Source organism: Pseudomonas sp. LBUM1659 (assembly GCF_059716045.1).
The window spans coordinates 4,979,051-4,995,601 of record NZ_CP166797.1; the positions used below are offsets into that span (position 1 = coordinate 4,979,051).

The following is a 16,551-nucleotide window of genomic DNA, read 5'->3' on the forward strand; positions in this document are numbered from 1 at the left end:
CCCACTTTGCGTGCCTTTATAAAAGCACGCCCTGGACATTAAGACCTTAGCGGAACCCCAAGCCATGAACAAAAACCTGCGCTTCAGCCATAAGATTTTGCTTGCCGCCGCGCTCATTGTTATTGCCGCCTTCGCCTCGTTCACACTGTACAACGACTATTTACAGCGCAACGCCATCCGCGAAGACCTGAACAGCTATTTCAATGAGATGGGCGATGTTACCGCCAACGACATCCAGACCTGGCTAACAGGCCGTGTGCTGCTGATCGACAACCTTGCCCAAAACATCGCCATCAATCCAGAACCGTCCACCGTCGCCAGCCTGCTTGAGCAGAAAGCCCTGACGTCGACCTTTATGGCGTCCTATCTGGGCGACGCCACCGGCAGCTTCACGATCCGTCCGGACGCCAAGATGCCCGCCGGCTTCGACCCCCGGGTTCGTCCTTGGTACAAAGGCGCCGAAAGCAGCAGCACAGCGACCCTGACCGAACCTTACGTGGACGCCGCCACTGGCCAAACCATCATTTCCATCGCCACCGCCTCGAAAAAAGCAGGGCAGAACGTAGGTGTGGTGGGGGGCGACCTGAGTCTGCAAACCCTGATCGACAATTTGAGCGCCCGTGACTTCGGCGGCATGGGCTATGCGTTCCTGGTCAGTGCTGACGGAAAAATCCTGGTTCACCCGGACAAAACGCTGGTGATGAAGTCGCTGAGTGAAGCTTACCCACAGAACACGCCTCGCATCAGCAGAGACTTCAGCGAAGTGCAGGTCAACGGCAAGACTCGCATCTTCAATTTCACCCAGATAAAAGGCCTGCCATCGGTCAACTGGTACATCGGCCTGTCGGTGGATAAAGACAAAGCATTCGCCATGCTCAGCGAGTTCCGGACGTCGGCAGTGATTGCGACGGTGATTGCCGTCGCAGTCATCATCATTTTGCTCGGCATGCTGATACGCATCCTGATCCAGCCACTGCACATCATGACCCGCGCGATGGAAGACATCGCCGACGGTGAAGGCGATCTGACCAAACGCCTGACCATCCAGAACAACGATGAGTTCGGTATCCTCGGTACCGCGTTCAACCGTTTTGTGGAGCGTATTCATACCTCGATTCGCGAAGTGTCCTCCGCCACCGGGCAAGTCAACGAAGTGGCGCTACGTGTCGTGGCCGCCTCGAACTCCTCGATGTTCAACTCCGACCAGCAGGCGTCGCGTACCAGCAGCGTCGCCGCAGCGATCAATCAACTCGGGGCCGCCGCCCAGGAAATCGCCCGTAATGCCGCGCAAGCGTCAAGCCAGGCCAGCGATGCCCGCAGCCTGGCCGAAGACGGCCAGCAAGTTGTGGACCGCAGCATTGCTGCGATGAATCAGCTGTCGAGCATGCTCAGCGCATCAAGCACCAACATCGAATCGCTGAACAGCAAAACCGTGAACATCGGCCAGATCCTCGAAGTGATCACCAGCATTTCCCAACAAACCAACCTGCTGGCGCTCAACGCGGCCATCGAAGCGGCCCGCGCCGGTGAAGCAGGTCGCGGTTTCGCGGTGGTGGCGGATGAAGTGCGCAACCTGGCGCACCGCACTCAGGAATCGGCGCAACAGGTGCAGACCATGATCGAGGAGCTGCAAGTCGGCGCCCGCGAATCCGTCAGCACCATGAGCGACAGCCAGCGCCACAGTCAGGACAGCGTGGAAATCGCCAACCTGGCGGGCGAGCGGTTGAACAGCGTGACGTTGCGCATCGGTGAAATCGACGGGATGAACCAGTCGGTGGCCACGGCGACTGAAGAGCAGACTGCAGTGGTGGAGTCGATCAACGTCGACATTACCGAGATCAATACGTTGAACCAGGAAGGCGTCGAAAACCTGCAATCGACCTTGCGCGCGTGCTCCGATCTTGAGCAGCAGGCTTCGCGTCTGAAGCAGTTGGTAGGCAGTTTCCGTATCTAGCGTCCGATAGGGCCTCATCGCGGGCAAGCCCGGCTCCTACATGGTATTCACCGCCCCTGTGGGAGCCGGGCTTGCCCGCGATAGCGGTCTCAAATCACTGCACAACCCCGCTGACACCCCGCCACAAACCCCAACCGAACATCTATCCTTCATAAAGGTCAACCAAGGGAGAACAACAGGCCCGGAGGACTGTTAATCGTGCATATCGCGGACATCACCATGTTCTACGCCCCTGCCAGCGGTGGCGTGCGCACGTATCTGGATGCCAAACACCGTCGCCTGAGCACCAAGCCAGGCATTCGCCACAGCCTGTTGATTCCGGGCGCTCAACTGAGTGAAACGGATGGCGTTTACACGGTTCCGGCCCCTGCCCTACCCTTTGGCAAGGGTTACCGCTTCCCCCTCCGTCTCGCCCCTTGGCGAAATGTCCTGCAGGATTTACAGCCCGATCTGATCGAAGTAGGCGACCCTTATCTCACCGCTTGGGCAGCACTGGATGCGCGACGCCAACTGGATGTGCCGGTCATCGGTTTTTATCACTCGGACTTGCCGCTGCTGGTCAGCAATCGGATGGGCAACTGGGTCACACCGAACGTCGAAGCCTATGTCAGCAAGCTCTACGGCAACTTCGACCGGGTTCTGGCACCGAGCCGGGTCATGGCCGACAAATTGAGCGGGCTGGGGGTGAAGAACGTGTTTGTCCAACCCTTGGGCGTCGACTTGCAAACCTTCCACCCCGATGCCCGGGACCCTGGCCTGCGAGCCGAATTGGGCATTGATGAAAATACTCATCTGTTGATTTTCGCCGGACGCGGTTCCAAAGAAAAAAACCTGCCGGTACTGCTCGATTGCATGGTGCGTCTAGGGCCCCGTTATCACCTGCTGCTGGTGGGGTCGTCGATGCCGGCTGCTGTGCCGGACAACGTCACGGTAGTCGATGGGTTCTGCCCGACCGCACAAGTAGCGCAACTGATGGCCAGCGCCGATGCATTGCTGCACGCCGGCGACCAGGAAACGTTCGGGCTGGTGATACTCGAAGCCATGGCCAGCGGTATTCCGGTGGTGGCAGTGGCCGCCGGAGCCTTTCCGGAAATTGTTACCGAGCAATGCGGTTTGCTCTGCTCGCCGAACAATTCCACGGCCATGGCCAATGCCGTTCGCGAGTTGTTCAGTCAGGGCAGCGTGGCGCTGGGCAAAACAGCGCGCAGTCACGTCGAGCGGCAATACAGCTGGGACACGGTGGTCAACAGTCTGCTGGGGCACTATCACGCCGTACTCGGCAGCCAATCGCTGCTGACTGCCAATGGTTAATCCGATGAGCCCGCCCAGCGTGTTACTGGTGTTGCACGACGTTGCACCGCAAACCTGGGCCGATTATCAACCCTTCGTTGAAGCGGTCGACGCATGGGGCGACGTACCGATGACGTGGTTGGTGGTCCCGGACTTCCACAAACACAACAGCCTTGACGCTAACCCGGAATTTCGACGAGTGCTCACCCACCGTGTCGCCCGAGGGGACGAACTGGCATTGCACGGCTACTTTCATTGCGATGAGGGCCCACCACCCGATAATGCACGAGACTGGTTCATGCGCCGTATCTACACCCACGAAGGCGAGTTTTACAGCCTGTCGCAACACGCCGCGCTCGCCCGGCTGCGCACCGGAATCGAGGTCTTTGATCGTTGCAACTGGCCGCTGAAAGGTTTCGTCGCCCCGGCCTGGTTGATGAGCGAAGGCACGCGCCAGGCGTTGCGCCAATTGCCGCTACGCTACACCAGCGATTCGCAGCATTTGTATCGACTACCGGATTTCACGCCGATTGATGCGCCAGGGCTGGTCTGGAGCGCTCGCAGTGCCTGGCGGCGGGGATTGTCGAAATTGCTCAGCGATCAACGCGAGCAGCATTGGCAGCACGCGCCGGTCATTCGCCTGGGCCTGCACCCGGTGGACATGCGCCATGCGTTCTCGCGCAACTACTGGTTGCGAACCCTCAAACGCTTGCTCGACGAGGGGCGCGTGCCGATGACCAAGTCCCAATGGCTGGCTTTGCAACACGACCCAGTCGGCCGCGCAGCATGAGCCGGGGGATTGTGCTGTTCGTTACCCTGCTGGCTGCGGTGCTGATCCCGCTGTTGCTGGGCGGTAACCAGACCTGGTCGCGACTGCAAAGCTTTCCATTGAACTGGCTGCTGATCATGTTCGGCCTGATTCTGTTGTGCTGGGTGGTGAACACCCTGCGCTTGCGCTTGTTGCTGGGCGATCAGCGCGATAAGGTCAGCCCGGTCAAAAGCCTCGGCGTGGTGATGGCCACCGAGTTCGCCTATTGCGCCACCCCCGGCGGCAGCGGCGGACCGCTGGCGATCATGGCGTTACTGGCGCGCAATGGCGTGCAACCGGCCAAGGGCACCGCGGTATTCGCTATGGATCAACTGAGTGATCTGCTGTTTTTACTTTGTGCACTGAGCGGGATTTTGATTTATGCACTGTTCCAGCACCTCAGCGAACGTATGGAATGGCTGCTGACTGTCAGCGTCATTTCGACGTTCGGCGGGTTGATTTGCTGCGTGTTGGTCGCCCGCTACCATCGGCTGCTGATTCGCCTGAGCGGCCGATTTCTGGTTCGCCTGAATGTAAAAAGCACTACGCGCCTGCGCTGGGCACGAAAACTTCTGCACTTCCTCGCCGCGTTCACTGACACATTGAAGTTGCCTTTTCAGACATTGATCACGGTGTTTGCACTGACCTGCCTACATTGGGTCCTGCGCTACAGTGTGCTGTATCTGGCATTACGCGGTCTGGGGGCGGATTTGCAATGGGCCTGGTGCTTTTTGATCCAGATGGTTTCGCTCAGCGCAGGGCAATTCAGTTTGCTACCGGGTGGTGCCGGGGCGGCGGAGTTGACGTCGGCGGCCTTGCTGGCGCCCATGGTGGGGAAGTCGACCGCTGCGGCGGCCATTTTGATCTGGCGGGCAGTGACTTATTACTTCTACCTGATAACGGGTGGCCCCGTGTTTTTGCTGATGCTGGGACGACCGCTACTGAGGAAGTTGATGAAGTTCAAGCAGGCTTGATCGTGTCTTCACCGTCTTGCTGTAACTGCTCCCACAACTCGGCAGCACCGGGAAACTCCGTGCCGTCTTCGGGGCTCATGTCATCCGGGTCATATCGACTCAGACAACCCTCGCCCACTGTTGCCGGTGCTTTTGAAGTGGCTTTGTCGAGTGGATCGGCCATGTTCAATATCCTCAGTGCAGAAACGGCGAAGGGCCTGAAGCGATTGAACGCCCAGGCCCTTCGAATTTCAACTGCATTGCGGTGTTATCAGAACACGACCGTCTTGTTGCCGTGGACCAACACCCGGTCTTCCAGGTGATAACGCAGACCGCGCGCCAACACCATCTTCTCGACATCACGGCCGAAACGCACCATGTCTTCAATACTGTCACTGTGGCTGACACGCACCACGTCCTGCTCGATGATCGGGCCAGCGTCCAGTTCTTCGGTCACGTAGTGGCAGGTTGCGCCGATCAACTTCACACCCCGCATGGAAGCCTGGTGATACGGCTTGGCGCCGACGAACGACGGCAGGAAGCTGTGGTGAATGTTGATGACCTTGTGCGCATATTCGCTGCACAACGCCGGCGGCAGGATTTGCATATAGCGGGCAAGTACGACCACTTCGGCATCGTGCTGTTTGACCAGACGCGAGACTTCGGCAAACGCCGGCTCTTTGTCCTGAGGATTGACCGGCACATGGTAATAGGGAATGCCGTGCCACTCGACCATGCTGCGCAAGTCGTCATGGTTGGAAATCACGCAGGAGATTTCACAATCCAGTTCATCGCTGTGCCAGCGGTGCAGCAAGTCGGCCAGGCAGTGAGACTCGCGACTGGCCATCAACACCACGCGTTTCTTCTGCGCGGTATCGGTGATGCGCCAGTCCATCGAGAACTCTTTGGCAATCGGCGCAAAGGCTTCGCGAAAGGCTTCGATACCGAAAGGCAGCGAGTCGGCACGAATTTCGTGACGCATGAAGAACCAGCCACTGAGATTGTCCGAGTGATGGCTCGCTTCGGTGATCCAGCCGTTATGTGACGCCAGAAAGTTACTGACTTTAGCAACGATGCCGACGCGGTCCGGGCAAGCAATCACCAGCCGAAAAGTGCGCATGAGGGGGAAACTCCAGAACTTCGCAAAGTCCGCCATTCTAGCGATTGCGCAGCAAAACTACAGTATTGATCACGGTTTGCCCGGTACACCGGTCGTGGACCCGACTCTGAAAGCGCACGCTCCCCGCGCGTTGGTGATCTTTTAGTCGATATCAAGAGTCCAATTGTGAATATCTGTGTTGTCTGCGCTCACCGTTTAATGACCTCTTCAATTTTCGCCCTGTTTATCGCCAGTAAATTAATTAAAACACCGGTTAAATGTTTACTTGATGAAACACCCTGACTATTATTGCCACACTGTTCCCTGCCATCCAGCCTCCAACATAAGGTAGTCCTCATGTCCTTGATCAACGAATACCGTGCCACCGAAGAAGCTATCAAAGAGCTACAAGCCCGTTTGAAGAACCTGTCCCAAGACGACAAACTGCAAACCGAGCTGGAATTCGAAGGCAAACTGCGCACCCTGATGGGCGAATACTCCAAGTCCCTGCGTGACATCATCGCGCTGATGGACCCAGAATCCAAAACCAAAGCACCTCGCGGCGGCGCAGTAAAAACTACTGGCACCAAGCGCGCCCGTAAAGTTAAACAATACAAAAACCCGCACAACGGCGAAGTCATCGAAACCAAAGGTGGCAACCACAAAACTCTGAAAGAGTGGAAAGCCAAGTGGGGCGGCGACGTGGTTGAAGGCTGGGCTACTCTGCTGGGCTAAACCGCAGAGCTTGTCGCAGATGAATCCGTGAAAAAAAAGAACGCCAGCGAATGCTGGCGTTTTTTTATGCCCGTGATGGGGGCATGACTATTTTCGTTTTCAAAGATTCAAACGTTTTCGTAATACATCGACATAATTTTGCCATTCATTCAACACTGCTCGCTGAAACGGTGTAGCAGTTTCGTTCAATTGGGCCGCGGCTTCTGCAAAAGTATTCAGCGTATGAGGTGCCCCCCACTCGGGTGCTGACAAACGTTTCTGACAGAATAATCGCCAGCGCTCTTGCTCCTCGGAATTCAACGTATCGGGGAAGTTGCGTGCGCGATATCGAAACAATAATTCAGGTAAACGTTCGTCATCGAAAGGCCATTGTTCTTGTGCTAGTTGCGCAGGGTCCGCAGTTCTGACTTGCTCGCAAAGACGCCGATCCCGGTCACCGATAAAACCATCGTATAACTGTTGTTCGGGATCCTGGCTTGGCGTGAAATCTTCGCTGCTATAAATTGCCTGCACTTTATCTCGCCAAACTTGTTGTGCGTCGATTAGCCGCAGCGACCTTTCCTGATAAAGCGCCATGTCCAGCCCCAGGCGTTGCTGATCATCGGGGCGAAGTACCGACAACGGTGCGACTACCGGGCACTTGTTGATGTGTATGAGTTTAAGCGGCACGGGCAGTTCGCCATCGGCCAGATCATCACGACGGGTGTACAGCCGCTGTCGCAAGGTCTCGGCATCCAGATCCAGCAAACCCTGGGGATCCAGGTGCAGGTCGCAGACAATCAATGCATTCTTGTTACGCGGGTGCCAGACCAGTGGCAGCACTACACCGACGTAGCTGCGGGCCGCCGAAAAGCGCCCGGAAATATGCACCATCGGTTGCAACAGGCGAATCTGGTCCATCACCTTTTGTTTGCTGCGCAACTTGAATAGCCAGTCATACAACTTTGGCTGTTTTTCACGAATCAGACGGGCCAGCGCGATGGTGGCGCGCACGTCCGACAACGCTTCGTGGGCATTTCCGTGATCAATTCCGTTGGCGGCGGTCAGGCGTTCGAGTTTGAGCGTCACTCGGCCCTCGTCGTCTGTGGGCCAGACGAGCCCATCCGGACGCAAGGCATACGCCGCACGCACCACATCAATCAGGTCCCAGCGACTGTTACCCCCCTGCCACTCCCGTGCATACGGATCGAAAAAGTTTCGATACAGGCTGTAACGCGTCATCTCGTCGTCGAAGCGCAACGTGTTGTAACCCGCACCGCACGTGCCAGGCGCCGCCAACTGGGCATGCACCCGGGTCATGAAGTCGGCTTCGCTCAAGCCCTGTTCGGCCAGGCGGCCGGGCGTAATACCGGTGATGGCGCACGCCGCCGGATGCGGCAGGATGTCATCACTGGGTTGGCAGTAAAGATTGACTGGTTCGTCTATTTGATTGAGATCGAAGTCGGTGCGAATCCCCGCGACTTGCAGCGGACGATCGCATCGGGGGTTGATGCCAGTGGTTTCATAGTCGTACCAGAAGATCGAGGTCACGGGCTGTTCCTGAACTGAAGATCGACGAAGTCTAGGCGCTCACATCCCGCCCCGGCCAGTAACTTGTCATTCAATCACCTCTGGCCACTCACCGAGCAATACATAGTTATGTCGTTTTCCCCCGAGAGGCTGCTAGCATCGAACAGACATCGAATCCCGAACAGGCCACACAGGTTGCCCATGCTCGAGACCACAGCACTGCCAGGGAAAGCGACGCTGTACCCGCCACTGGACACGCGGTATCAAGTCGAAACGCCCGAAGGCATCGACTTGCCACTGCGTCCCGCCGGGTTGATGGTGCGTGCGCTGGCCTTCGCCATCGACCTCGGGTTGCGCGGACTGGTCCTCGGCCTGCTGTTTATCGTGCTGGCGTTTCTCGGAAAGCTTGGCGCCGGGCTGGGCTCGCTCCTGCTGTTCGGGGTGAGCTGGTGGTACATGGTCCTGTTTGAAGTGCTCAATCAGGGCCGCTCACCCGGCAAACAGTGGATGGGCTTGCGCGTGGTGCAGGACGACGGCACGCCGGTCGGTTGGTCCGCTTCGCTGCTGCGCAACCTGCTTAGATTTGTCGACATGCTGCCCTTCGGCTACTTCCTCGGTGCCATCAGCTGCCTGCAACATTCCACCTTCAAACGCCTCGGCGACCTCGCTGCCGGCACGCTGGTGATCTACCGCGAACAACCGCTCACCCGACCGCAACTGCCCGAAGCCCAGCTTGTGCGCCCGGTTTTTGCCCTGACACTCTCCGAACAACGCGCCATCCTCGGTTTTGCCGAACGCCAGCGTGAACTCTCCGAGGCGCGCACCCTTGAGCTCGCCTCGATTCTCGCTCAACCGTTGCAAGTCTCCGCGCCGCGAGCCGTGGCAGAACTCAACGGCATCGCCCGCGGTTTGTTGGGTCCGGCATGAAGCAAAGTCTTTTCGAACAGCGCCACAAGGCCGAGTGGGAACAGTTTTCCCTGATGCTGGGTCAACTGGAGCACGGCAAGGCCACGTCCCGGACCGGCAGTTTCCCCAAGGACTATCGTCGCCTTTGCCAGCATTTGGCATTGACTCAGGAGCGTGGCTACAGCAGTTTTCTGATCGACTCATTGCAGCAGCTCGCGCTGCGCGGGCATCAACAGCTGTATCGGCATCGCATTCGACTGGGCGCCAACGTGGCGGACTTTATCCTGGCCGGTTTTCCGCGATTGGTGCGCGAACAATGGCGCTTTGTGCTCGCTGCCGGCCTGATGTTTTTTGGCAGCCTGATCGGCTTCGCGCTGTTGGTATACCTGTTCCCGGACCTGGTCTACAACCTGATTCCGGCCGAGCAGGTCAGCGAATTGCAGAGCATGTACGACCCGGTCGCCGGCCATTTGGGGCGCACAACGGAACGCGCCGCCAGTGAAGACTGGGTGATGTTCGGTTACTACATCATGCACAACATCGGTATCGCCTTTCAGACCTTCGCCAGTGGTTTGCTGCTGGGTCTGGGCAGCGCGTTTTTCCTGCTGTTCAACGGTTTGATGATTGGCGCAGTGGCCGGGCACCTGACGCACGTCGGCTACGGGCAAACATTCTGGTCATTCGTGATCGGGCACGGCGCTTTTGAACTGACGGCCATCGCCCTGGCCGGTGCCGCCGGCCTGCAACTGGGTTGGGCGCTGATTGCACCGGGACGCCTGCCGCGCGCCGAAGCATTGCGACTGTCTGCGGGCAAGAGTGTGTCGCTGATCTGCGGCGTCATGTTGTTCCTGTTGATTGCGGCGTTTATCGAAGCTTACTGGTCGTCGATGACCGCTCCGGCGCCGATGACCAAATATCTGGTCGGCGCTGCGCTCTGGGCGTTGGTCGCAACCTATCTGCTGTTTGCCGGACGGGCTCGCCATGCGCCTGAGTGATGCCACGGTCGTGATCCGCCCGCGTACCACCTGGGAAGCCATGGACCTGGGCGTGCTGCTGAGCCAGCGCCATCGACGCCTGTTGATGACCAGTTGGGCCATCGTGACCTTGCCGATCTTCGTCTTGCTCAGTGCGATTTTCTGGGATTCGCCGTCCCTGGCCGTGTTTATCTTCTGGTGGCTCAAACCGGCGTTCGAGCGCTTGCCGTTGTTCATCCTGTCGAAAAGCCTGTTCGGCGAAACACCGACGTTGAAACAGGCGTTGCGCGAATGGCCGCGCCTGCTCAAGCCACAACTGCTGGCCAGCCTGACCTGGCGCCGCCTGAGCCTGAGCCGCAGTTTTGTGATGCCGGTGGTGCAACTTGAAGGCCTGAGTGGCGAGGCGCGACAACAGCGATTGCAGGTACTGCTGCAGCGCCACGCCGGCGCGGCGCAATGGCTGACGATCATTGGCGTGCATCTGGAGAGCGCGCTGTGGATTGGTTTGATGGTGTTGTTCTACCTGTTCCTGCCGCAACAAGTAGAACTCGACTGGAGCTGGCAGACCTTGATTACCGCCGCCGTGCAGGACTGGCGCTGGCTGGAACACCTGACCAATGCTTTTTACGTGCTGGTGCTGATTGTCTGGGAGCCGGTCTATGTCGCCTGCGGTTTCAGCCTTTATTTGAACCGGCGCACGGTGCTGGAGGCCTGGGATATTGAATTGGTGTTTCGCCGATTACGCCAACGTCTCAATACAACCGCCCTCACCCTGCTGCTGGCGGCAATCCTGTTGGTGCCTGGCGCGCAACACGCCTGGGCCAGCGAGCCGATCATCACCCCGGACAGTCCTCGTCTGCTCAATCAACCGCTGACCAGCCAGGCTTCAAAAGTCAGCATCAAAGCCCTCCTCGACAAACCACCGTTCAAGAATAAGGAAACGGTCACCCGCTATCAGTTTGACGAAGACAAACCCGAGAGCAAAAGCCCGGATGACGGCAAAACACCCGAATGGCTGAAGGCGTTGTTGGCGCTACTCGACAGCCAGCGTTTCGGCGTCCTCGCCAGCCTGATTGAACTGCTGCTGTGGGGCGCGGTGATCGGCGGTTTGGGCTTATTGATCTGGCGTTACCGTGACTGGTTGCAGGCGTTCGTCAGCCGTCGACTCGCGCTGACAAGTAAAGTCGCTCAGCCGTTACCGCAGCAGGCTTTTGGCCTGGATCTTAACCGCGAAACCCTGCCCGCCGACATTGCCGCCAGCGCTGAAAGTCTCTGGAAAACCAACCCGCGCGCAGCCCTCGGCTTACTCTATCGCGCCCTGCTCAGCCACTTGCTGCACGACCACCACATGGTGTTGAAACCCTCCGATACCGAAGGCGAAGTACTCCAGCGCGTCGAACAATTGCAGCAACCGGCGTTGCTGGCTTTTAGCAAAACCCTGACCGGTCACTGGCAAAACATGGCCTACGGTCATCGCCTGCCACCCGAGTACCTGCAACAAGAACTCTGTGACGGCTGGCGAACATTGTTCGGCCCGCAGGCTGCCCGTTGAACCGGCGTTCAGGGTGGTCGGTCGGCGTGCTCATCGCTGTACTGGTCGGTGCGCTGAGTATTTATCTGTACCTGAAAGCCACGCCCTATCAGGCAGAAATCGATCACGGCCCATCGCCTGAAGCGCTGGCCAATCCCTACCTCGCCGCTGAACATTTTTTGCGCAAGCAGGGCCTGACCGTCAGCCATGCCAATGGTCTTGACGTACTACCCACCCTCGATCCCCATGAGCACAGCCTGTTGCTACTCGGGGATCGCTACAACATGACCCCGCGTCAGATTGATCAGGTCTTGAACTGGACCCGGGCCGGCGGGCGTATTTTATTTGTTGCCCAATCCCTTTGGGATGAAAAGACCGGTCAGAGTAACGACCTGCTGCTCGACCGGGTGCAGTTGCACCAGTCGCTGAGCAAAGACCTCAAGGAGCCGCCGCCCGACATCCTCGACGATCGCTATCCCAAACTGACCAAGCTGTATCTGGAAGATGAAGTAGCACCGGCCTACGCGAATTTCGACACGGCATTCCATCTCGACGATCCAAAAAACCTCGCGCAAGCCTGGGCCAACAGCGGCAAGGCCACGCACATGATGCAGCTCAATCACGGGCTCGGTTCGATCACCGTGGTCACCGATGCCGACCTGTGGAAAACCCCGGCCATCGACCAGTACGACAATGCCTGGCTGCTCTGGTATCTGACAGCGAACACGAGCGTGACGCTGCTGTTCAACACCGGCCACGACAGCTTGCTGACCTTGCTGTGGCGTTATTTCCCGCAGGCTCTGGTGGCCCTGATTGCGCTGATCGGACTCGGCTTCTGGCATGCGGGGGTGCGCCAGGGCCCGTTGTTGGAGCCCGCTGCGAAAGGCCGCCGTCAATTACAGGAGCACCTGCGCGCCAGCGCCGATTTCATGTTGCGCCGCAACGGTCAGCATCACCTGCTGCAAGCCTTGCAACAAGACATCCTGCGCCGCGTGCGACGTCGTCATCCCGGTTTTGAACAACTCGGCGTTGCCGAGCAATGGCTGGTGCTCGCACGCCTGACCGGCCAACCCACACGCGCTATCAGCCAGGCCATGAGCCCGCGACCGAAGCAGCGGCTGTCCAGCGCTCACTTCAGCCGTCTGGTCGCCCACCTGCAAACCTTGAGGAACGCCTTATGATCAGGGGCTTGGAAAAGGTTAAATAGCCGTGATATTAGAAACAGACACTTAGAAGCTCATGCGCTTTAGGGTCGATCTAATGCCCTAACTGGTCAGAGCAGACAAAGTGATTTGAGTTTCTGATTAATACAGAGGGCGGCAGATGGAGCTTGTGTGGGCTACTGCGGATTTGGTGATCGCTGGGCAACCCTATTCAGGGTTCCCCATTTTACTATTGGACTCGATGGAGAGTTGCGTCGGTACAGTTGGTGTCACCAGGGTGGCTCAACGGCACCGGCGACTGGCGCATGGAAAGACGACTGGAAGTAGCTCGAAGTCAAGATGGGACTTCGTTGCGGTATACCCTCATTGACGGCCGGCATTACTACTTCCCTGAGGCGCAGCCAGGCTCTTCAGCAACATTTAGCGTACTGATGTTTCCTTGTCGGCAGGACGACGGGACGTAGCCTTAAGTTTTCTGAGCATTGGATAAGACGAATGAAGAATTTTGACAATGCGCGCCCGATTCAACCTGGCAATCCGAAGCCTCGTGTCAAAAAGAGCAACTGCAACACAGTTACCGTGGTGCACGAAACAGCCCGTGCTGGCGACGAAGATTTCGCCTACTTCGTTACCATTGGAAAACTCCGGTCTGAAACGATCACCAAGAGCAGCAATCCATTTCAGAGCAGAACTCGGGGAGAGTGATCATCACGTCTTTCGAGTTGTCGCCATTCCAATTGCCGTCGAGCCCAACAATCCAACCGTTCGGACATTAGGTTTGTTGCAGTTCGTTCGAGATATCTTCGCCTATAGGGTGAACGCTACCTGTCGTAGAGGTCAGCTATCGGCCCAAGCTGTGTGAAAACGTTTTTGAGCGAGTTTGGCAGGTGGGCACGCAACAGAAATCGCGTTCCTACGCAAATTTCAGTTTTGCTTACCAGACAAACGCCAGCAGATTTTACCTAGCAACGCAGACTTTAAAACGGTGCATGTGTTTTCACACAGCCTGGACCCAAAGCAGGCTGTCAGCACAGATAGAACCCACTCATTTCCCGTCAAAATCAAGGAGGGCACGCTGGCTTAAGCGCGCCTGAATGGGTACTTCACTCCTCGCGCCGGCAGCGTTCATCGCTTCGGACCGGCCGCCATTCGCAAGCCCCCTGACACTTCGGTACGTCCCCCATTATTGCTTAGCAACGATTTCAAAAATAGTGACAAAAACTTCAATATTGATATTTGTCTCAATTTTGCATACCTTGACCCTGCCTGACGATGAGTGCTGTGCGCCTCACGACTTCAATCACAACAAGGGCTCGAGATGAACAACAACAAGAAAGATTCCGAATTGCCTCCCTACGCTGTCGATGTGCTGGTCGTCGGTAACGGTCCGGTAGGTGCGACAATCGCGGCGCTGCTCGGCCGCTACGGGGTTACGACCCTGGTGGTGGACAAGCTCCACGACATCGTACTGATGCCTCGTGCCATTGCCCTGGACAACGAGGCCCTGCGTATCCTCCAATTGGCCGGATTGTCAGAGGACGCTTTCGAGAAGATCGTGATCCCTGAAGTGAAGATGCACTCTCCAATCCTCGGCCAATTTGGTCGCGCCAATACCGAAGGATGCATCGACGGCCATCCCAAGCTTGTGACCTTCTATCAACCCGATCTGGAACGCGCGATGCGTGGGCAGGTTTCCCGACTGAAATCAGTGACCAGCCTGGGTGGTTTCGAGCTGGAGAGTCTGGTCGAGGAAGCGGAGTGCGTGGTCGCCACCTTACGGGATCAAAATGGGCAATCACATTCTGTTCGCGCCCAGTACCTGATCGGTGCGGACGGCGCCAGTTCCAAGGTCAGGGGGCTGATCGGCCAGGAGTTCGAAGGGCAAACCTATGCAGAGGATTGGCTGATTGTCGACGCCAAGAACCGGCATCAGTCGGCCATTGATCACATTGAGTTTATCTGTGATCCGCGGCGGCCAACACCGCACATGCCCGCTCCCGGTGGAAGGGAGCGCTGGGAGTTCATGCTACATCCCGGCGAATCCCGGGAGGAGCTGGAAAGCCCGGAAAGCATCGCCCGGCTCATTGCGCCATGGATCAATCCGCAGGAGCTGGAAATCGAGCGCAAGGCGGTGTATCGATTCCACGCGCGTTGCTGCAACCGATTCAGCAAGGGACGTACTTTCCTTGTCGGCGACGCCGCACACATCACCCCCCCCTTTGTCGGGCAAGGTCTCGTAGCGGGCCTTCGTGATGGCGCCAACCTTGCCTGGAAGCTGGCCTGGGTCCTTCGTGGCCACGCCGCTCCTGCAATACTCGATAGCTATGACGTAGAGCGCCGCCCGCATGCTCAGGCGATGATCAATCTGGCAAAACTCATGGGCCGTCTGGTAATGCCCAAGAACAAAATCGCGGCTTTCTTCATCCACGGCCTGATGCGTATGCTGGCGTTGACTCCCGCTACCAGAAGGTACTTCGAGCAGTTGGATATCAAGCCGAAGAACACCTTTAAGGACGGTCTGTTCGTGCAGCATCGTCGAGGTGACAAGCTGGTACGTGGCAGCCTGTTTCCCCAAGCTTGGATTCGCACCCTGCAAAAGCAGATCAAGCTGAGCGACGATACACTGGGAGACAACCTGACCTTGGTTGGATTCGGTGTTGACCCATTGTCACTGCTCACCACTGATCAGATCGTTTCCTGGGAAAAGATGGGCGGTCACTTCTTAGAGGTCAGACCCCGCGGCCAACGCTCCGGCGGCAGCTGTGACTTCATCGAAGACATGAACCATGAGATCTTGCCACTTGCTGCTAAAGGAACGCTTGTCGCCGTTCGTCCTGACCGTATCATCATGCACCACGCCCCTGGCACAGAGGCCAGCAAACTCCTTCGAGACTGTCGGGGTCTGCTGATGAGTGATGACGCCACTCCTGACGGCGTTTCCATTACTATCAACGAGCCGATTAGATTACGAGCTTGATCATGGATTCCCCCACACCTCCTTTAGAAGCTGCTGCGCCAGAACCTCTCACCAGGGGGCACAAGAAGCGTGAGCGCACCCGTCGCGGCCTGGTGGACGCGGCATTGCGACTTGTCGCACGTAAGGAGGTGGGGGATATCGGATTATTTGAAGTCGCCGCCGAGGCGGCCGTATCTAACGGCACCATCTACAACTATTTCCGAACGCGCGACGAAGTACTCGAAGCGGTGGGCATTGCCATGGCCGCCGAGTTCTCTGACGCCATTTCCGCCTTGAACGCGGACGTGCAGTGCGGAGCACAGCGGCTTTCGATTGGCGTACGCATGTTTGTTTGTCGGGCCGCCGCTGACCACCAATGGGCGAATGCGTTGCTGCGCATCATCCATTTCGACCAGGCCATGCGCTCGCGATTGGCAACTCATGTAATGGGCGATCTGCGTGAGGGGCTGCGTGCGGGGACTTTTGCTTTTGAGGACGAGGGGATCGCCCTGGACTTAGTCTTATCGTGCACAACCGGAGCGATGCGCTCAGTTGTCGAGGGACGTGCAGTGATTGAGCACGATGTGCGGGTCGCCGAAATGATTCTCCAGGCCCTGGGCGTAACGCCTGCCAAAGCCCGAAGAATCGCCGTAAAGCCACTACCCGCCTGATC

General features: G+C 57.7%; 15 protein-coding genes and 1 pseudogene. 13 read left to right on the forward strand and 3 right to left on the reverse strand.

Translation table 11 applies throughout. The annotated features are described in order from the left end of the window. Window positions 1–64 precede the first annotated feature (64 nt). The 5 genes and pseudogenes from ACA048_RS22610 to gpgF all read left to right on the forward strand — a co-directional run. Window positions 65–1,096, forward strand: a pseudogene (locus ACA048_RS22610) (HAMP domain-containing protein); the annotation flags it as partial. A 93-nt stretch (window positions 1,097–1,189) separates the two neighbouring features. Continuing rightward, complete coding sequence (locus ACA048_RS22615) at window positions 1,190–1,954, forward strand: methyl-accepting chemotaxis protein (RefSeq protein WP_411736823.1); 765 nt, start codon at window positions 1,190–1,192, stop codon at window positions 1,952–1,954. Window positions 1,955–2,143: 189 nt separating this feature from the next. Beyond that, window positions 2,144–3,265: an N-acetylglucosaminyl phosphatidylglycerol synthase gene (gpgS, locus tag ACA048_RS22620; protein WP_497629917.1), complete on the forward strand. Its 1,122-nt coding sequence runs from the start codon at window positions 2,144–2,146 to the stop codon at window positions 3,263–3,265. Continuing rightward, window positions 3,258–4,034, forward strand: a complete 777-nt coding sequence (gene gpgD / locus ACA048_RS22625; RefSeq protein ID WP_497626357.1) for an N-acetylglucosaminyl phosphatidylglycerol deacetylase — start codon at window positions 3,258–3,260, stop codon at window positions 4,032–4,034. Before gpgS ends, gpgD begins: the two co-directional genes overlap by 8 nt. Continuing rightward, window positions 4,031–5,026: a glucosaminyl phosphatidylglycerol flippase gene (gene gpgF / locus ACA048_RS22630; protein ID WP_497626358.1), complete on the forward strand. Its 996-nt coding sequence runs from the start codon at window positions 4,031–4,033 to the stop codon at window positions 5,024–5,026. The genes gpgD and gpgF overlap by 4 nt, the downstream gene beginning before the upstream one ends. On the opposite strand, the gene ACA048_RS22635 is transcribed toward gpgF, so the two are convergent. Continuing rightward, the gene (locus ACA048_RS22635; RefSeq protein WP_497626359.1) at window positions 5,013–5,189 is read right to left on the reverse strand and encodes a hypothetical protein; all 177 of its coding nucleotides are present in this window, start codon (window positions 5,187–5,189) and stop codon (window positions 5,013–5,015) included. The genes gpgF and ACA048_RS22635 overlap by 14 nt on opposite strands. Window positions 5,190–5,276: 87 nt before the next feature. Beyond that, the gene (gene purU, locus ACA048_RS22640) at window positions 5,277–6,125 is read right to left on the reverse strand and encodes a formyltetrahydrofolate deformylase (RefSeq protein ID WP_007945871.1); all 849 of its coding nucleotides are present in this window, start codon (window positions 6,123–6,125) and stop codon (window positions 5,277–5,279) included. Window positions 6,126–6,461: 336 nt separating this feature from the next. Between purU and mvaT the strand changes: the two genes are divergently transcribed. Then, window positions 6,462–6,839, forward strand: coding sequence for a histone-like nucleoid-structuring protein MvaT (mvaT, locus tag ACA048_RS22645; RefSeq protein WP_497626360.1), 378 nt, complete (start codon window positions 6,462–6,464; stop codon window positions 6,837–6,839). Window positions 6,840–6,938: 99 nt separating this feature from the next. Here mvaT and sbcB read toward each other — a convergent pair whose 3' ends face one another. Next, window positions 6,939–8,369, reverse strand: a complete 1,431-nt coding sequence (sbcB, locus tag ACA048_RS22650; protein WP_497626361.1) for an exodeoxyribonuclease I — start codon at window positions 8,367–8,369, stop codon at window positions 6,939–6,941. Between the two features lie 180 nt (window positions 8,370–8,549). Between sbcB and ACA048_RS22655 the strand changes: the two genes are divergently transcribed. The 7 genes from ACA048_RS22655 (at window position 8,550) to ACA048_RS22685 (ending at window position 16,549) form a co-directional block, all read left to right on the forward strand. Beyond that, a complete protein-coding gene (locus ACA048_RS22655) occupies window positions 8,550–9,275 on the forward strand; it encodes an RDD family protein (protein ID WP_497626362.1) in 726 nt (241 codons plus the stop codon). After that, on the forward strand, window positions 9,272–10,249 hold the full coding sequence (locus tag ACA048_RS22660) for a stage II sporulation protein M (protein WP_497626363.1): 978 nt from the start codon (window positions 9,272–9,274) through the stop codon (window positions 10,247–10,249). Before ACA048_RS22655 ends, ACA048_RS22660 begins: the two co-directional genes overlap by 4 nt. Continuing rightward, window positions 10,236–11,780: a DUF4129 domain-containing protein gene (locus ACA048_RS22665; RefSeq protein ID WP_497626364.1), complete on the forward strand. Its 1,545-nt coding sequence runs from the start codon at window positions 10,236–10,238 to the stop codon at window positions 11,778–11,780. The genes ACA048_RS22660 and ACA048_RS22665 overlap by 14 nt, the downstream gene beginning before the upstream one ends. Beyond that, on the forward strand, window positions 11,777–12,940 hold the full coding sequence (locus ACA048_RS22670; protein ID WP_497626365.1) for a DUF4350 domain-containing protein: 1,164 nt from the start codon (window positions 11,777–11,779) through the stop codon (window positions 12,938–12,940). The genes ACA048_RS22665 and ACA048_RS22670 overlap by 4 nt, the downstream gene beginning before the upstream one ends. A 477-nt stretch (window positions 12,941–13,417) precedes the next feature. Then, the gene (locus ACA048_RS22675; protein ID WP_497626366.1) at window positions 13,418–13,627 is read left to right on the forward strand and encodes a hypothetical protein; all 210 of its coding nucleotides are present in this window, start codon (window positions 13,418–13,420) and stop codon (window positions 13,625–13,627) included. A 613-nt stretch (window positions 13,628–14,240) separates the two neighbouring features. After that, window positions 14,241–15,899 carry a bifunctional 3-(3-hydroxy-phenyl)propionate/3-hydroxycinnamic acid hydroxylase MhpA gene (gene mhpA / locus ACA048_RS22680; RefSeq protein WP_497626367.1) on the forward strand — a complete coding sequence of 553 codons (1,659 nt, stop codon included), beginning with the start codon at window positions 14,241–14,243 and terminating at the stop codon, window positions 15,897–15,899. A gap of 2 nt (window positions 15,900–15,901) precedes the next feature. After that, entirely contained in the window at window positions 15,902–16,549 is a 648-nt protein-coding gene (locus ACA048_RS22685; protein WP_497626368.1) for a TetR/AcrR family transcriptional regulator, read from the forward strand. Window positions 16,550–16,551: the final 2 nt, after the last annotated feature.